Here is a 14,921-nt window from a genome sequence, read left to right as displayed (position 1 = left end):
AGCCGCAATGCCACGCACCAGACACCAGAGCCGCTTCGGGAACCGTGTCCGGGGCAGAACCGCGACGGCGGTGGCCGGCGCCGTCGCCGTGCTCGGCGGGCTGCTGGCCGGGGCGCTGCCGAGCGCCGCCGCCGACGAGCCCGCGCCGGTGGCCGTCGACCGGTTCGAGGGGGAGGTCCCCTTCGGCAACCCGCCGGCGGAGGGCATCTTCACCTGGGGCAGCGACGCCGACGACCACCCGGCGCTGCGGATCGCCGAGCGGGCCGACGCGCCCGAGGGCTCCAAGGTCCTGGAGGGCACGTTCGACATCAGCGGCTGGGGCGGCTTCACCCACGACTTCGCCTTCGACGAGCCGGCCCACGACTGGACCGCGTCCAAGGGCATCCGCTTCTGGTGGTACGGCCGGAACACCGCTCCCCTGCCGCCCGGTTCGGGCAAGCGGATCAACTTCGAGCTCAAGGACGGCGGCGCCAATGGCGAGGCGTCCGAGCTGTGGACCACGTCCTTCACCGACGACTGGGAGGGCTGGCACCTCGTCGAGATCCCGTTCTCCGAGTTCCAGTACCGGGCCGACTACCAGCCCGTCGGAGGCATCGACCAGATCCTCGGGCTCAACGAGATGTGGGGCTACGCCCTGACCCTGCCGCCCGGCTCCCCCGGCTCGTTCGCCCTGGACGGGGTGGAGCTGTACGGCAAGGCGGAGCCCGCGCTGAACACCAGGGTGATCACCGACGCCGCCGTGTACCCGGTGGCCGAGGGCGGCAGCGCGCGGGTGAAGGTGTCGGTGGCCACCACCGGTTCGGGCCCCATCGGCGAGCCCGTCACCGTCGCGTACACCACCGGGAAGGGGACCGCCGAGGCCGGGAAGGACTACGCGCCGGTCAGCGGCACCCTGACCTTCCCGGCCGGCACCCCGTCCGGCACCTCGCAGACCGTCACCGTGGCGACGAGGAAGGACGGTGCGGCCGAGGAGGCCGAGACGATCCCGCTCACCCTCGACGTGACCGGCGCCAAGGCGCCCGCCGAGACGCCGCAGGTCGTCGTGGACGCCCACGGCCTTCCGTACCTCGACGAGCGGCTGCCGGTGAAGAAGCGGGTCGCCGACCTGCTCGGGCGGATGACCCTGGAGGAGAAGGCCGGGCAGATGACGCAGGCCGAGCGCAACGCGCTGCGGTCGCAGGGCGACATCGCCTCCTACCGGCTCGGCTCGCTGCTCTCCGGCGGCGGCTCGGTGCCGACGCCCAACACGCCCGAGGCGTGGGCGAAGATGATCGACGCCTACCAGCTCAGGGCCCGGGCCACCCGCTTCCAGATCCCGCTGATCTACGGCGTGGACGCGGTGCACGGGCACAACAACGTCATCGGCGCGACGATCATGCCGCACAACATCGGCATCGGCGCCGGGCGCGACCCGAAGGTCGCCGAGCGGACCGGGGCGGTCACCGCCAAGGAGGTCCGGGCCACCGGCATCCCGTGGGACTTCGCCCCCTGCCTGTGCGTCACCCGGGACGAGCGCTGGGGCCGTTCGTACGAGGCGTTCGGCGAGGACCCGGCCCTGGTGAAGGCCATGGAGACGGTCATCAACGGCATGCAGGGCGCGAGCAGCGGCGCGGACCTGGACCGCAACGACAAGGTGCTCACCAGCGCCAAGCACTTCGTCGGCGACGGCGGCACGGAGTTCGGGTCGTCGACGACGGGCTCGTACACGATCGACCAGGGCGTCACCAAGGTGACCCGGCAGGAGCTGGAGGCGGTGCACCTGGCGCCGTTCGCCGAGGCGGTCAAGCGCGGGGCGGGCACGGTCATGCCCTCGTACTCCTCGCTCGACGTCGTCGGTGACGACGAGGGCCCGGTGAAGATGCACGCCAACGCCGAGATGATCAACGGCGTCCTCAAGGGGCGGATGGGCTTCGAGGGGTTCGTGATCAGCGACTGGCAGGCGATCGACCAGATCCCGGGCGACTACGCGAGCGACGTGCGGACCTCGATCAACGCCGGACTCGACATGATCATGGTGCCGACCAACTACCAAGACTTCACCCGGATCCTGGCGGAGGAGGTCACGGCCGGACGGGTCTCCCGGGCGCGCGTGGACGACGCGGTCGCGCGGATCCTGACCCAGAAGTTCCGGCTCGGCCTGTTCGAGAAGCCGTACGCCGACACCACGCACCTCTCCGCGGTCGGCTCGGCCGCGCACCGCGCCGTGGCACGGGAGGCGGTCGCCAAGTCCCAGGTGCTGCTGAAGAACGACGGCGGCGTCCTGCCGCTGAAGAGGACGCAGAAGGTGTACGTCGCCGGCTCCAACGCCGACGACCTGGGCAACCAGGCCGGTGGCTGGACCATCAGCTGGCAGGGTTCGTCCGGCCGGAACACGACCGGCACGACGATCCTCGAAGGCATGCGCAAGGCGGCTCCGGACACGACGGTCGACTACTCGAAGGACGCCTCGGCCGCGACCGAGGGGTACGACGTCGGGGTCGTGGTGGTCGGCGAGACGCCGTACGCCGAGGGCATCGGCGACGTGGGCAACGGCCACGACCTGGAGCTGACGGCGGCCGACAAGGCGGCGGTGGACAAGGTCTGCGCGGCGATGCCGTGCGCGGTCCTGGTCGTCTCCGGGCGGCCTCAGCTGATCGGGGACCGGCTCGGGGCGATCGACGCCCTGGTGGCGTCCTGGCTGCCCGGCACCGAGGGAGACGGCGTGGCGGACGTGCTGTACGGGACGCGGCCGTTCACCGGTCAGCTCCCGGTCACCTGGCCGAAGTCCGAGGCGCAGCTGCCGATCAACGTCGGCGACGCCTCGTACGACCCGCAGTTCCCGTTCGGCTGGGGGCTGACGACCCGGCCGGTCCCGCAGGCCGGGGGCGAGCTGACGCTCAAGGCGATCGGGGTCGCGGCCAAGGTGCTCCAGGCGGCCGGGCGCGGGACGTCTCCGGAGGGCCGGGAGCTGCTGTCCCGGGCGCGGGACGTCGTCCAGAAGAGGATCGGTCAGGACATCACCCCGGCGACGGCCGGGCCGTTCGCGGAGGCGGACCGGCTGCTGCTCTCGGGTGACCTGACGGGCGCGGTCGCACGGCTGACGACGGCGTACCGGGCGGCCTGACGAGGTGCGCGCGAGGGGCCCTCCCCGTGCCCGGGGAGGGCCCCTCCCCCTGCCGGCGAGAACGCCGGCGGGGGCGGTTCGGGGAAACCGGGGTAGAAGGGCGGCATGGACAGCTCTTTCTGGATCGTGGTGGCCGTCGTCCTCGCGCTCGTGGTGGCGGGATACGCGGCCGTCCTGCTCGTGCGCGTCTTCCGGGCCCGCAGGCTGCTGCTCGACGCCGGCGTCCCGTTGCAGTCCAAGGCCCTCTTCTGGACGGCCGTGGTGTACACGGTGTCGCCGATCGACCTCGTCCCGGACCCGGTCTACCTGGACGACGTCGGCGTCCTCCTGCTGGCCCTGCGGGCCCTGCACTCGGCGGCCGCCAGGAGCAGGGCGGACCGCGGGGAGCTGAAGGGCTGACACGGGACGAGGCGGTCCCCCGCAACCGATCGGCTGCGGGGGACCGCCTCGTCGTGTCCGACCGGGGTCAGACGGGGGTCGGCCCGCCCCCGAGCGGCCCGTTTCCGAACGGTCCGCCCGTCCGGTAGTACACGGCGATCTCCTCCCGGTACTGCCGGTCGGCGAGGTGCTTGTCGGAGTGGAACTCCGGCGCGTCCTTGATCTGCTCCTTGGTCAGGTCGAGGTGCACCTCCTGCCCCTCCAGGTCGATCCGGGTGACCGCGCTCGCCGGGATCAGCACCTCCTTGCCGAAGATCCACACCCCGGTGTCGACGACCAGGTAGGAATCGTCGACCTCGTCGGAGTGCTTGTCGACCTTGCCGATGTGCCCGTCGGACGCCTCGACCCGCCAGCCGGTCAGGTCCGTGCCCACCAGATGCCCGAACGCCTGCCCGTAGCTCCACACGTTCTCCGCCATACCGCTCACTCCTCCGTTCTCGGACGTCTCCTGAGGGGGACCGCCTGCCCCGAGGACCGGACCTCACACCCGTGCGCCCGCCGGGTCACGCGGGAGGGGGGAGCTGCGACCGCACCCACGCGGGCTCGGGGTTGACGTGCGGCCGGTCCGCGACGAAGACGGTCGGCACGGTCTCGTCGCCGTTGTTGACGGCCCTCACCACGGCCGCGCCGGCGGGGTCGCGCCAGATGTCGACCCAGTGCAGCCGGTGGGCGTCGCGGCCCAGCCGGGCGCGCAGGCGCAGGCAGTATTGACAACCGGGCCGCCAGAAGACGACCGGCCGGCCGTCGAGCGCGCCGAGGCGTCGCGCCTCCTCCGCGCCGATCGACCGGGGGAAGGCCAGGGGCGAGTGCGCGCCCGCGAGGAGCACGAACAGCAGCAGGATCGCCGCCGCTCCACCGGGGTTCTCGCGGAAGGTCAGGCCGGCGACGGCGGAGCCGCAGAGCAGGAACAACGTCGGGAGGGTCCAGGCGCGCGTCATGGTGACGCAGGTTACCGAGGGGGCCTTCGGCGGTCCACAGGCGGTGTCGTCGACGGCGCCGGAACTCCGTCCCGTACCGGGTCGCCCCGGGTCGCCCCGGGTCGCCCCCGGGCACGTCGGGTCAGAGGCCGGGGACGACGAGGCCGCTCTCGTAGGCGACGACGACCGCCTGCGCGCGGCTGGCCAGGCCGAGCTTCCCCATGGCGCGGTTGAGGTGGGTCTTGACGGTGGCCTCGCTGATGTGGAGCTCCCCGGCGATCTGCCCGTTCGACAGGCCCTTGCCGGTCAGTCGGAGCACCTCGCGCTCCCGGCCGGTCAGCGCGTCGAGTTCGGGGGCCCCGGACCGCACGGTCTCCTCGGCGGCGGGTGCGGCGCGGTGGGCGAAGGCCTCGACGAGGCGCCTGGTGACGCTCGGGGCGAAGAGGTGGTCGCCGCCCGCCACGGCGGCCACGGCCGCCAGGAGCCGTTCGGGGCCGGAGTCCTTGAGCAGGAAGCCGGAGGCGCCGACGCGCAGCGCCCCGTACACGTACTCGTCGAGGTCGAAGGTGGTGAGGATCAGGACGCGGGGCGCCGGGTCGGGTGCCTCGGCGAGGATGCGGGCGGTGGCGTCGATCCCGTTGCCGCCGGGCATGCGGATGTCCATGAGGATGACGTCGGGGCGGAGTCGCGCCGCGAGGGCCACGGCCTCCTCGCCGTCCACGGCCTCGCCGACCACCTCCGTGCCCGGGGCGGCCTTCAGGAGCCCGACCAGGCCCGCGCGGATGAGGAACTGGTCGTCGACGACCAGGACCCTGATCACCTGGCTCATCCGAGGGGTGGCTCTCCTGTCGCGCCGGCGGGTTCAGCCCTCCCGGGGCGCCGGCGGGGGCCGGTCGTCCGGGGCGGGGCCACCGCGACGGCCGGTGGCGGGCAGTGCGCCGGCCCGTGCCGTGAGGGGCAGGGTCAGTCGCACGGCGAAACCGTCGCCGTCGTCGCGCGGGCCGATGTCGATCCGCCCGCCGTACAGCTTGGCGCGCTCCCGCATGCCGATCAAGCCGTGGCCGGTTCCTGTGGGCAGGTGGGCCGGAATCGTTCGCCCGCCCTCGTTGGTGACGGCGACCTCCAAGTGGCGGGGCCCGTAGCGGACGACGACCTCGGTCGCGGCTCCGGGCGCGTGCTTGAGGACGTTGGTGAGCGACTCCTGCACGACGCGGTAGGCGCAGAGGTCGGCGCCGGAGCCGATGGGACGGGGGATCCCCGCGACGGTCAGCGCGACGGGCGTCCCTCCGGCCCCGACCCGTGCCACGAGTTCGTCGAGGCGGGCCAGGCCGGGCATCGGGCGGTCCGGGGCGCGCGGGTCGGTGCCCTCGCGCAACAGCATGAGCATGCGGCGGAGTTCGTCGAGCGCCTCGGCGCCCGTGTCGGCGATGGTGTCCAGGGCGGTGCGCGCGGTGGCCGGATCGCTGTCGAAGACGAACCGGGCGAGGCCCGACTGCACGGAGATCACGGCCATGTGGTGGGCGACCACGTCGTGGAGTTCCCGGGCGATCCTGCCGCGTTCGTACGCGACCTCCCGCCGGGCCCGTTCCTCCTGCTCGGCGGCGAGCGCGCGGGTGAGTTCGGTGGTCCTGCGCGAGAGCGCGCCGAACCACCAGAGCACGGCGGGGAAGACCACCGCCTGGCCCGCGGCGGCCGCCAGCGAGCCGTGGTGTCCGCCGTTCACCTCGTCGAGCAGGCCGGCGCCGAGCCACGTCAGGCCGGTGACCGCCGCGCCGGGCACCGAGATCCGGGCCGGGCGCTCCGAGGCGAGGGTGTAGGTCGCCAGGAGCGTGGCCAGGGAGTTGACCACGGGCCAGTACCCGAAGGCCACGTAGACCGCGAAGCCGCTCTGCGCGAGGACGAAGACGGCGACGGGGAAGCGCGTCCGGACCACGGCGGGCAGGTTGACCACGACGATGAGCGCGTAGGCCACCGGGTCGAGGACCGGCCAGCGCTGGGCGGCGGCGTCCTGTCCGAGGAGCAGCGCCAGTCCCGTCATCGCGACGCCGATGAGCGCGTTGACGAGGGGGCTGCGGAGAGGACGGAGCTGCATCGCCGCAGCCTAGCCACCCTCGACCGGACGGGCGTCAACCCAGCGGCATACCACGGTGGTTGTACGGTCCGGGAGCCGTGCGGGCCGTGTGCGGTACGAGTCGTGTGCCGCACGGGCCTTCCGGAGCCGGTGTCCGGTCACGGGGTGCGCGTACCGCGTGCGTTGCAGGCGTCCGGTCCCTACCGCGCCGGGTGGAGGTGCGAATAGTTCCAGGAAGGGATGATGGCCCGTCGGCGGGCGTCTATGGTCGGAGCACGGTGAGCGGCCGGCAGAACTCCCCCTTGACTCGGGGGCGTTCGGGGATCCGTCTCACGCAGGGCACGGAACGGGGAGGGCGAGAGGGACATGACGACGCGCGGGGGAACCGGGGACGAGCCCACCAGCTACGGGCTGCGGCCGCCGGTGCCGCCTCCCCGGGCCGGAGCGACCGCCCCGCGCCCGGCGGATCCCGCGGGCCCGGTGGGTGCCGCGGGCCCCGGGGAATCCGCGGGCCCCGGGGGATCCGCGGGCCCCGGGGATCCTGCGGGCCCCGGGGGCTCCGCGAGCTCCGGGGATTCCGCGGGTCCGGGGGAACGGCACGAAAGGCCGGCGGAGGGGGCCCGGCCGGCCGGTGCGCCGTCTCCCTCGGAGACCGGTGCCGGACGGCTGCTGGGCGGCCGTTACCGGCTGCTCGAACGCCTGGGTGCGGGCGGCATGGGCACGGTGTGGCGGGCCCGGGACGAGGTCGTGGACCGTGACGTGGCCGTCAAGGAGCCCCGCGTCCCCGAGCACTTCTCCGCCGCCGAGCGCCGCACCGCCCACCAGCGCATGCGGCGCGAGGCACGGGCCGCGGCCCGGATCGACCACCCCTCCGTGGTCACCCTCCACGACGTCGTCGTGGAGGACGACCGGCCGTGGATCGTGATGGAACTCCTGCGGGGCAGGTCCCTGGCCGAGGTCCTCGACGAGGGCACGCTGGAGCCCCGGGAGGCGGCGCGGATCGGGCAGGCCGTCCTGAGCGCGCTCCACGCCGCCCACGAGGCCGGCGTCCTGCACCGGGACGTCAAGCCCGGCAACGTGATGGTCTGCCGTCACGACCGGGTCGTCCTGACCGACTTCGGCATCGCCCAGGTGGAGGGCGAGCAGAAGCTCACCGAGACCGGGAGCTTCATCGGCTCCCCCGAGTACCTCGCTCCCGAGCGCGTCCTGGGGCGGCGGCCGGGCCCGGAGTCCGACCTGTGGTCCCTCGGGGTGATGCTCTACCAGGCGGTCGAGGGCGTCTCGCCCTTCCGCCGCCGCACCACCCCCTCCACCCTCCAGGCGATCCTCCTCGCGGAGCTGCCCCCGCCCCAGCGCTCGCGGGAGATGACGGCGCTGATCACCGGCCTGCTGCGGAAGGAGCCCGAGAGCCGCCTCACCGTCCAGGCCGCACGGCCCCTCCTGAACGCCCTCGCCGCTCCCCCGCTCCACCCCGCGCCGGTGCGTACGCCCACCGTGGTGGTGGACGGTGCGCCGAGCGAGCCGCCCGCCCCGCTGCCGGTACGGCTGCTCCGCGGCCGTTACGGTGCCGGGGCCGCCGCCGTGGTCGTCCTGGCCCTGCTCGTCACCCTGGTGCTCCGGTTCACGGGCGACGGGCCGCCGGAGGGCTGGAAGAGGTACGACGAGTACCGGATGGGACTGTCCGTCGCGGCCCCGACCGACTGGGCGATCGCCGTCGAGGACAAGCTGGACAACGAGAACGGGGCCTACCGGGGCACCCGTTACACCACGCCCAAGGGCGACACGTGGCTGCTCGTGGACCGGATGGAGCAGGCCACCGAGACCCCCCGGGCGATCGCCGAGCGGTGGAAGAGGGAGCACGAGTCGGCCTCGCCGCCGACCGGCGGCGCCCCCAGCGTCGCCAGCGTCGAGTCCACCACCCAGCAGGGCCGTGACGCGGCGGTCATCACCGAGACCTACAGCCGGCAGGAGGAGGACAACGTCACGCGGCGGCTGTACAAGACCCTCATCGTCGTCACCACCCGGCAGGAGCGCGTGACCCTGGGGGTGGACGTGCCCGACGGGAAGGGCGCGGCCAAGACCGCCGGGGACCTGCTGGAGAAGGCCCGCTCCGGCTTCGAGATCCGGAACCCCTAGAGCTGGAGGGTGTCGTACGCTGCGCGCGGTGCGCCGCCGTGCCGTCGTACGGCGGTCACAGGATCGTCAGGAGGTCGTCGAGGGGGCCCGGCACCCGCCCGGCGTCGAGGGCCTCCACCAGGAGGCGGCCGTAGCGGATCTTGCGGCCCTTCTTCGTGCCGAGGAAGCGCCTCACCTGCCGTTCCCGGGGCCGGCCGTGCTGGGCGGGCTGGTTCAGGAAGGTCTGCCAGGCGCGCAGGTCGCCCTCCGTCCGGATGACCTCCTCGACCGCTCCCGGGCCCAGCGCGCGGACCAGTTCGTCCTCCAGGTCCGCCACGCAGACGAAGAAGCCGTCGGCCGGCGCTCCGGCCCGCTCCAGGCCTCGGTCGTAGAAGCCCCGCTCGTTCTCGTCGCACAGTCCCGTCAGCCGCAGGCCCAGGCCGGGCGGTCCGAGCAGGGCGGCGTAGCGGGCGATGTTCATCGCCCCGCCCATCGCGACCACGCACACGCCCTCCGCCGCGAGGTCCCGGCCGTGCCGCGCGGCCAGGGCCTCGACGGCCGCGGAGTCGCTCGGTCCTTCCAGGAGCACCGCCGTCCGCGGCCCCAGGGCCGCGGCCAGTTCCCTCGCCGCGGTCCCGGAACCGCCGTCCGCCCAGCGGCCGATCTCGTCCCGGAGCGCCCTCATGTCCGCCATGGGGAGAGTCTGCGCCTCCGCCGGCCGGTACGGCACCGAATATTCCGGGGCCCGCCGTTCCGGACGCGCTGTTCCGGGCCCGTGCGAGGACCCGGCGGTGGTCACGCCTCCCTGGGGGTCAGGCGGCAGCGGGCCGGGCCCGTCGCCTGGAGGGTGATCGCGGAGGTGAGGGGCACCTCGGTGTCGACGGCCTCGAACCCGTACCGCTGGAGGATCATCGCCAGGGCGATCACCGACTCCAGCATCGAGAAGTGCTGGCCGATGCAGGCGCGCGGGCCGCCACCGAAGGGGAACCAGGCGTAACGGGGGCGGGCGGCCTCCGCCTCGGGCGTGAAGCGGTCGGGGTCGAAGCGCTCGGCGTCCTCCCAGTAGTCCGGGTGGCGGTGGGTGACCCAGGGGGCCACGACGACGTCCGCGCCCGCCGGGATGGCGACGCCGTTGATCTCGGTGGCGGCGACGGCGCGGCGGCCGATGACCGGGGCGGCCGGGAAGAGGCGCATGGCCTCCTTGAGCACCTGGGTGACGTAGGGCAGCGCGTCGAGGTCGGCGGCGCCGGGGGTGCGGCCGGCGAGGACCCGGTCGACCTCCTCCTGGGCCCGCTTCTGCGCCTCCGGGTGGAGGCCGAGCAGGTGGAGGGCGAAGCCGAGGGAGGTGGCGGTGGTCTCGTGCCCGGCGAGCAGGAACACGAGGACCTGTTCGCGCAGTTCGGTGGCGTCGAAACTGCCGTCCTCGGCGCTCTCGGCCCCGACGAGGAGGGTGAGGAGGTCGTCTCCCCCGTCCGTCGCCCGGCCGGAGTCCCGGCGTTCGGCGATGATGCGGTCGCAGACGTCGTACAGCGCCCGGTGGACGGCGGCGGCCCTGCGGTTGCCGGGGGTGGGCCAGTCGCGGGGGACGTTGAGGGGGGAGTAGCCGCGGCGCAGGACGTACGCGCCGAGTTCGGGGAAGCTGCGTTCCACGATCTCCACGGCCGTGTCGACGTCCGTGCCGAAGAGGATGCGGGCGACGGCGCGCAGGGCGAGCCGGGCCATCTCCTGGAGGACGTCGACGGATTCGGCTCCGCCGTCCCGCCACTCGCCGGTGAGGGTGGTGACCTCGGCGGCGACGGCCGCGGCGTAGCCGTCGACGCGGCGGCGGGTGAAGAGGGGCTGGACGAGCCGGCGCTGACGGAGGTAGTCCTCGTCCTGGCTGGTGAGGAGGCCGTTGCCGAAGGACTCGCGGACCTCCTGGTAGAAGGCGTTGTCCTTGCGGAAGTTGGCCGACTCCCCGGCGAGGACCTGCTGGGCGCCCTCGGCGGAGAAGACCCCGTAGACGGTGGTGCGGATGCCGGGCGGTCCCGCGGTGATCCGGACGACGTCCCCGTGCTCGCGCCGGGCGCGCAGGAAGGTCGCCAGGGAGTCGTTCTTGAGGTCGAACATGGAGCCGAGCAGCGGGAATCCCGCGAGCTCGGGCGCTTCGGTACCGGTGGTGGTGGCCATGGACGGTTCCCCCTCGATCGTCGTCTGCCGGTGATTCTCCCCCAGGAAGTGACCGACGGGTAGGGACGGTTGGGCAGCGGGCCGTGTCCGGGCCGTCGGCGTGGAACGGTCGTCTGTCAGTGGCGTCTGGGAAGCTCGTGCCATGGACCGAACCGCACCGCCGGAGCGCCCCGGGCGTTCCGAGCGCCCCGAGTTGACCCTGCAACTGACCATCGACTGCGCGGACCCGCAGCGCCTCGTGCCCTTCTGGCTGGAGGCCCTGCGGTACGTCCCCGATCCGCCGCCCGTCGGCCACGCCACCTGGCGGGCGTACTGGGAGGCCATCGGCGTCCCGGAGGAGGAGCTGGGCGGGGACGCCGGGGAGCTCCCGGAGTCGATCGTGGACCCGAAGGGCACGGGCCCCCGAATCTGGTTCCAGCGCGTCCCGGAGCCGAAGACCGTCAAGAACCGCGTCCACCTCGACCTCAAGGTCGGCGGCGGCCGCGAGGTCCCGCTCGCGCTGCGCCGCGAGCGGGTGGACGGCGAGGTGGCCCGGCTGACGGCGATCGGCGCGACCGTCCTGTACGCGATGGACCGGCCGAACGGCATGGACTACTACGCGGTGGTCCTCCAGGACCCGGAGGGCAACGAGTTCTGCCTCGTCTGACCGGCCGGTGAGGGAGGGATCCTCGCCGTCGCGGCGGACGGCGGTGCCCGTTCCGTACCCTGGCGGCATGCGCATGCGTCCCACTCTGAGCTGGACCCCCGCCGAGGACCTGCCGCCGGGCACCACGGATCCGGAGCCGGTCGCCGACGCGCTGGGGGCCGGCGGCGTGCTGGTGCTCAGCGGGGCGGGCCTCTCCACCGAGTCGGGCATTCCCGACTACCGGGGCGAGGGCGGGAGCCTGAGCCGGCACACCCCGATGACCTACCAGGACTTCACCGCCAGTGCCCCGGCCCGGCGCCGCTACTGGGCGCGCAGCCACCTGGGCCGGCGCACCTTCGGCCGCGCCCGCCCCAACGCCGGGCACCGGTCCGTGGCCGCCTTCGGGCGGCACGGCCTGCTCTCGGGCGTGATCACCCAGAACGTCGACGGTCTGCACCAGGCCGCCGGCAGCGAGGGCGTCGTGGAGCTCCACGGCAGCCTGGACCGGGTCGTCTGCCTCTCCTGCGGCACCTTCAGCCCGCGCCGTGACCTCGCCCGGCGGCTGGAGGAGGCCAACCCGGGCTTCGATCCGGTGGCGGCCGGGATCAACCCGGACGGCGACGCCGACCTCACCGACGAGCAGGTCGGGGACTTCCGCGTGGTGCCCTGCGCGGTCTGCGGCGGCGTCCTCAAGCCGGACGTGGTGTTCTTCGGCGAAGCCGTGCCGCCGGCGCGGGTCGAGCACTGCCGCGAGCTGGTCCGCGGGGCGACCTCGCTGCTGGTACTGGGCTCCTCGCTGACGGTGATGTCCGGGCTCCGGTTCGTCCGTCAGGCGGCCCAGGACGGGAAGCCGGTACTGATCGTCAATAGGGATCCGACCCGGGGCGACCGGCACGCCGTCACCCGCGTCGCGCTCCCCCTGGGGGCGGCCCTCACCGACGTGGCCGACCGCCTCGGCATCCCCGTCGACGACGGGGACTGAGGGGGCGGTGCCCACGGGTACGGGCCCGGGGCGCGGTCGTCTCCCTCCGCGCCCCGGACCGACGGCGGCACCGCGGATCAGCCCTCTCGGCGGGCGGCCCAGACGGTCCGCTCGGTGCGTACGCCGAGGTCCTCGCGCCGCAGGATGCTGTGGGGCCCGTCGGTGTCGAGCAGCCGGTCGAGCGCGGCGAGGTCCTCGGGCGGGAGCAGGTCGGCGACGCCGTGCCGGATGCGCCGCAGGCCGCCGAGGGCGTACGCGCCGACCGTGTCGTCGCGGGAGGCCTCGATGTTCACGGTGACCGTGCGTTCCCCGTCGAGGGCGAACCCGGCGTCGGCGAGCATCGGCCCCCAGTCGGCGCCGCGGTGCGGCACGTGCTCGGTGTGGAAGCGCTCGCTGGCGGTGTGGCAGCGCTCTTCCAGACCGGGCCGCTCCTCCGGGGCGTCCTCGGGCAGGAAGCGGGGGAACCCGGCCAGTTCGACCACCGCGAACAGTCCGCCGGGGGCGAGGAGGCCGTGGACCTGGCGCAGGGCGCGGTCGGGGTGGCGCATGTGGTGCAGGGAGGCCGAGGCCCACACCAGGTCGGGGGTGCCGAGGTCGGGCCAGTCGACCAGGTCGAGGTCGGCCTGCACGGTGCGCACGCGTTCCTCCACGCCCCTGGCGCACGCCTTCTCCCTCAGCCGCTGGAGGTGCGCGGCCGAGGAGTCGACGGCGGTGACGTGGGCTTCGGGGAAGCGGTCGAGGAGCGCGAAGGTGCCCGCTCCCGTGCCGCCGCCCAGGTCCACGATCTCGCGCGGGGGCGTCCGGACGGGGAGCCAGGAGACGAGGTCGGCGAGGTGCTCGGCGAGGACTTCCGCGTCCAGGTCGAGGAGCTCCGCCTGGTCCTCCGCGCTGCGAGAGCGACTGTGGGAGTGGCCGTGGGGGGCGTCGTGGCCGTGGGAATGGCCGGCGGAGGCGTCGTGAGCGTGGGAGGGGAGGTGTGCGTGGGTCATGGCTCCACGCTAGGACGGCCATGCGCGTGCGGCACGACTTCATTCCGTTTACGCAAGGAGATCGTCCCGTCCGCTGCCCGAGGCGCAAGACGCGGCCGTCCGTGCCGCCTCACCGGCCGGGCGGCTCCCGGGTTTCGCGGTCGCCGTTGTCGCGCTGGTGGCCGCGGCGGGCGTCGCGGTCGAAGATGCCCAGGACCTCGCAGGGCCCCCCTTCCGCGCCGATCGCGTGCGGCATCATCGTCGGGAACTCCGCCGCCTGGTTGGTCTCGATGCGGAAGCGGCGGTGCCCCAGCATGAGGGTCGCGGTGCCGGACAGGACCACGAGCCATTCCCGTCCCGGGTGCGCACGCATGCGGGAGGGGTTGTCCGGCGGTGGGTCGGTCATCCGCTGGCGTATGACGGTCATGCCCGGCTCGCCCTTGATCGGCCAGCGCATCTGCCCGCGCGCGCCGTCGATCATCGGGCTGATGACGACGTCGTCGGCGGCGGTCTCCACGAGCTGGTCGAGCGTGGTGTCCAGGGCTCGGGCGAGGACGACCAGCTGGTCGAGGGCCAGACGGCGCTGACCGTTCTCGATGCGGCTGAGGGAGGACTGGCTGAGCCGGGCGCGGGTGGCCAGCTCCTCCAGGGACCAGCCCTGCGCCAACCGCAGGGCGCGGATCCGCTTGCGCACCAGGCCGTCCAGGTCCTCGTCCTCTTGCCTCATGGGCAACAGCGTATGCCCTCACCGCAAGGAGTGGTCGGCGCCCTTTCCTGGCACGGCTACGGGGGGCCGGAGCGGCGCTGGTCGCTCTCCTCGCGGAGGGCGGCGGTGCGGTGGGTGAGGGTGCCGACCCGCTCGGCCAGGTCCGGGTGGCGGGGGGCGAGGTGGCGGTGGGTGCGGGCGAGGGGTTCCAGGAGCAGGGCCGGGTCGTCGTCCGCGAGGGCTTCGCCGAGGTCGCGCCGGAGGGCGGCGGGGAGGGCGTCGAGGGCGGTGATCTGACCGGCGAGGCGGCGCAGGTCGGCCGCGTTCCCCCGGGCCCAGGTGGTGACGGTGCGGTCGGCGGCGCGGCGGTCGCGGGTGGCCTGGACGCGCTGCTCCCCGGTGGCGCCGGGATTGCCGGGGCGCACCCGCAGATAGCGGCGCTCGGCCGCCTGCCGGCTGGTGACCCCGAGGGGGCGGGCGAGCTCGGCCCAGCTGGCGCCCGCGTCGCGCGCGGCCTCGATGAGGCCGGGCTCCCAGCCGGCGAGCTGCTCGCGCAGTTCGCGCAGGAGCAGGAGCGCGGCGAGCGCCTCCTCGGAGGAGGTTCTCGAAGGGTCGCCCCGCCCGCCCGAGGCGTCCGGCGCGTCCGGTGCGCCCGGCCCACCCGGCGCGTCCGCGGACCGGGCCCTCCGCACGGTTTCGTCCATCGCGGCGAGGGCCGTGAGAGCTGCGTGGAAGGTGACGGGAAGGTCGGCTCCTGTCATGGGATCACATCCTTTCCCCTTGTCGTCTTTCCGTTGACGATGGACTTGTCGTCCATCCGTTGACAT

At 73.9% G+C, this 14,921-nt stretch carries 14 protein-coding genes; 5 read left to right on the top strand and 9 right to left on the bottom strand.

Annotation, left to right across the window (positions count from 1 at the left end; genetic code table 11):
* Positions 1-7: 7 nt before the first annotated feature.
* Positions 8-3,103 carry a glycoside hydrolase family 3 N-terminal domain-containing protein gene (locus ACIP5O_RS25830; protein ID WP_401297103.1) on the top strand — a complete coding sequence of 1,032 codons (3,096 nt, stop codon included), beginning with the start codon at positions 8-10 and terminating at the stop codon, positions 3,101-3,103.
* A 105-nt stretch (positions 3,104-3,208) separates the two neighbouring features.
* Positions 3,209-3,502, top strand: a complete 294-nt coding sequence (locus ACIP5O_RS25825) for a YkvA family protein (protein WP_356539947.1) — start codon at positions 3,209-3,211, stop codon at positions 3,500-3,502.
* A gap of 67 nt (positions 3,503-3,569) precedes the next feature.
* Here the strand turns inward: ACIP5O_RS25825 and ACIP5O_RS25820 are convergent, their stop codons facing one another.
* From ACIP5O_RS25820 to ACIP5O_RS25805, 4 genes are all read right to left on the bottom strand, one after another.
* A complete protein-coding gene (locus ACIP5O_RS25820; protein ID WP_401297100.1) occupies positions 3,570-3,959 on the bottom strand; it encodes a PRC-barrel domain containing protein in 390 nt (129 codons plus the stop codon).
* Positions 3,960-4,044: 85 nt separating this feature from the next.
* On the bottom strand, positions 4,045-4,479 hold the full coding sequence (locus ACIP5O_RS25815; RefSeq protein WP_401297098.1) for a glutaredoxin domain-containing protein: 435 nt from the start codon (positions 4,477-4,479) through the stop codon (positions 4,045-4,047).
* Positions 4,480-4,600: 121 nt separating this feature from the next.
* Complete coding sequence (locus tag ACIP5O_RS25810) at positions 4,601-5,287, bottom strand: response regulator (protein ID WP_401297096.1); 687 nt, start codon at positions 5,285-5,287, stop codon at positions 4,601-4,603.
* A gap of 33 nt (positions 5,288-5,320) precedes the next feature.
* Entirely contained in the window at positions 5,321-6,550 is a 1,230-nt protein-coding gene (locus ACIP5O_RS25805) for a sensor histidine kinase (RefSeq protein WP_401297095.1), read from the bottom strand.
* Positions 6,551-6,895: 345 nt separating this feature from the next.
* On the opposite strand from ACIP5O_RS25805, the gene ACIP5O_RS25800 reads away from it, so the two are divergent.
* Positions 6,896-8,665, top strand: coding sequence for a serine/threonine-protein kinase (locus tag ACIP5O_RS25800; RefSeq protein ID WP_401297093.1), 1,770 nt, complete (start codon positions 6,896-6,898; stop codon positions 8,663-8,665).
* A gap of 55 nt (positions 8,666-8,720) precedes the next feature.
* Here the strand turns inward: ACIP5O_RS25800 and ACIP5O_RS25795 are convergent, their stop codons facing one another.
* Together ACIP5O_RS25795 and ACIP5O_RS25790 are read right to left on the bottom strand one after the other, a co-directional pair.
* Positions 8,721-9,338 (bottom strand): TOPRIM nucleotidyl transferase/hydrolase domain-containing protein, encoded by a 618-nt coding sequence (locus ACIP5O_RS25795; protein WP_401297092.1) that lies wholly within the window; start codon positions 9,336-9,338, stop codon positions 8,721-8,723.
* A gap of 101 nt (positions 9,339-9,439) precedes the next feature.
* The gene (locus tag ACIP5O_RS25790) at positions 9,440-10,813 is read right to left on the bottom strand and encodes a cytochrome P450 (protein WP_401297090.1); all 1,374 of its coding nucleotides are present in this window, start codon (positions 10,811-10,813) and stop codon (positions 9,440-9,442) included.
* A gap of 142 nt (positions 10,814-10,955) precedes the next feature.
* Between ACIP5O_RS25790 and ACIP5O_RS25785 the strand changes: the two genes are divergently transcribed.
* Positions 10,956-11,459, top strand: a complete 504-nt coding sequence (locus ACIP5O_RS25785; protein WP_401297089.1) for a VOC family protein — start codon at positions 10,956-10,958, stop codon at positions 11,457-11,459.
* Positions 11,460-11,526: 67 nt separating this feature from the next.
* Positions 11,527-12,420 (top strand): NAD-dependent protein deacetylase, encoded by an 894-nt coding sequence (locus ACIP5O_RS25780; RefSeq protein WP_401297087.1) that lies wholly within the window; start codon positions 11,527-11,529, stop codon positions 12,418-12,420.
* 77 nt (positions 12,421-12,497) lie between these two features.
* On the opposite strand, the gene ACIP5O_RS25775 is transcribed toward ACIP5O_RS25780, so the two are convergent.
* The 3 genes from ACIP5O_RS25775 to ACIP5O_RS25765 form a co-directional block, all read right to left on the bottom strand.
* On the bottom strand, positions 12,498-13,409 hold the full coding sequence (locus ACIP5O_RS25775) for a class I SAM-dependent methyltransferase (RefSeq protein ID WP_401297085.1): 912 nt from the start codon (positions 13,407-13,409) through the stop codon (positions 12,498-12,500).
* A gap of 109 nt (positions 13,410-13,518) precedes the next feature.
* Positions 13,519-14,115, bottom strand: a complete 597-nt coding sequence (locus tag ACIP5O_RS25770; protein WP_401297083.1) for a helix-turn-helix domain-containing protein — start codon at positions 14,113-14,115, stop codon at positions 13,519-13,521.
* Between the two features lie 56 nt (positions 14,116-14,171).
* Positions 14,172-14,855, bottom strand: a complete 684-nt coding sequence (locus ACIP5O_RS25765) for a type III effector protein (protein WP_401297081.1) — start codon at positions 14,853-14,855, stop codon at positions 14,172-14,174.
* Positions 14,856-14,921 lie beyond the last annotated feature (66 nt).

Source organism: Streptomyces sp. NPDC088915, from assembly GCF_044749825.1.
Taxonomy (GTDB): domain Bacteria; phylum Actinomycetota; class Actinomycetes; order Streptomycetales; family Streptomycetaceae; genus Streptomyces.
The sequence above is the reverse complement of the archived record's forward strand: the minus strand, read 5'-3'. Positions and strand labels throughout refer to the sequence as shown.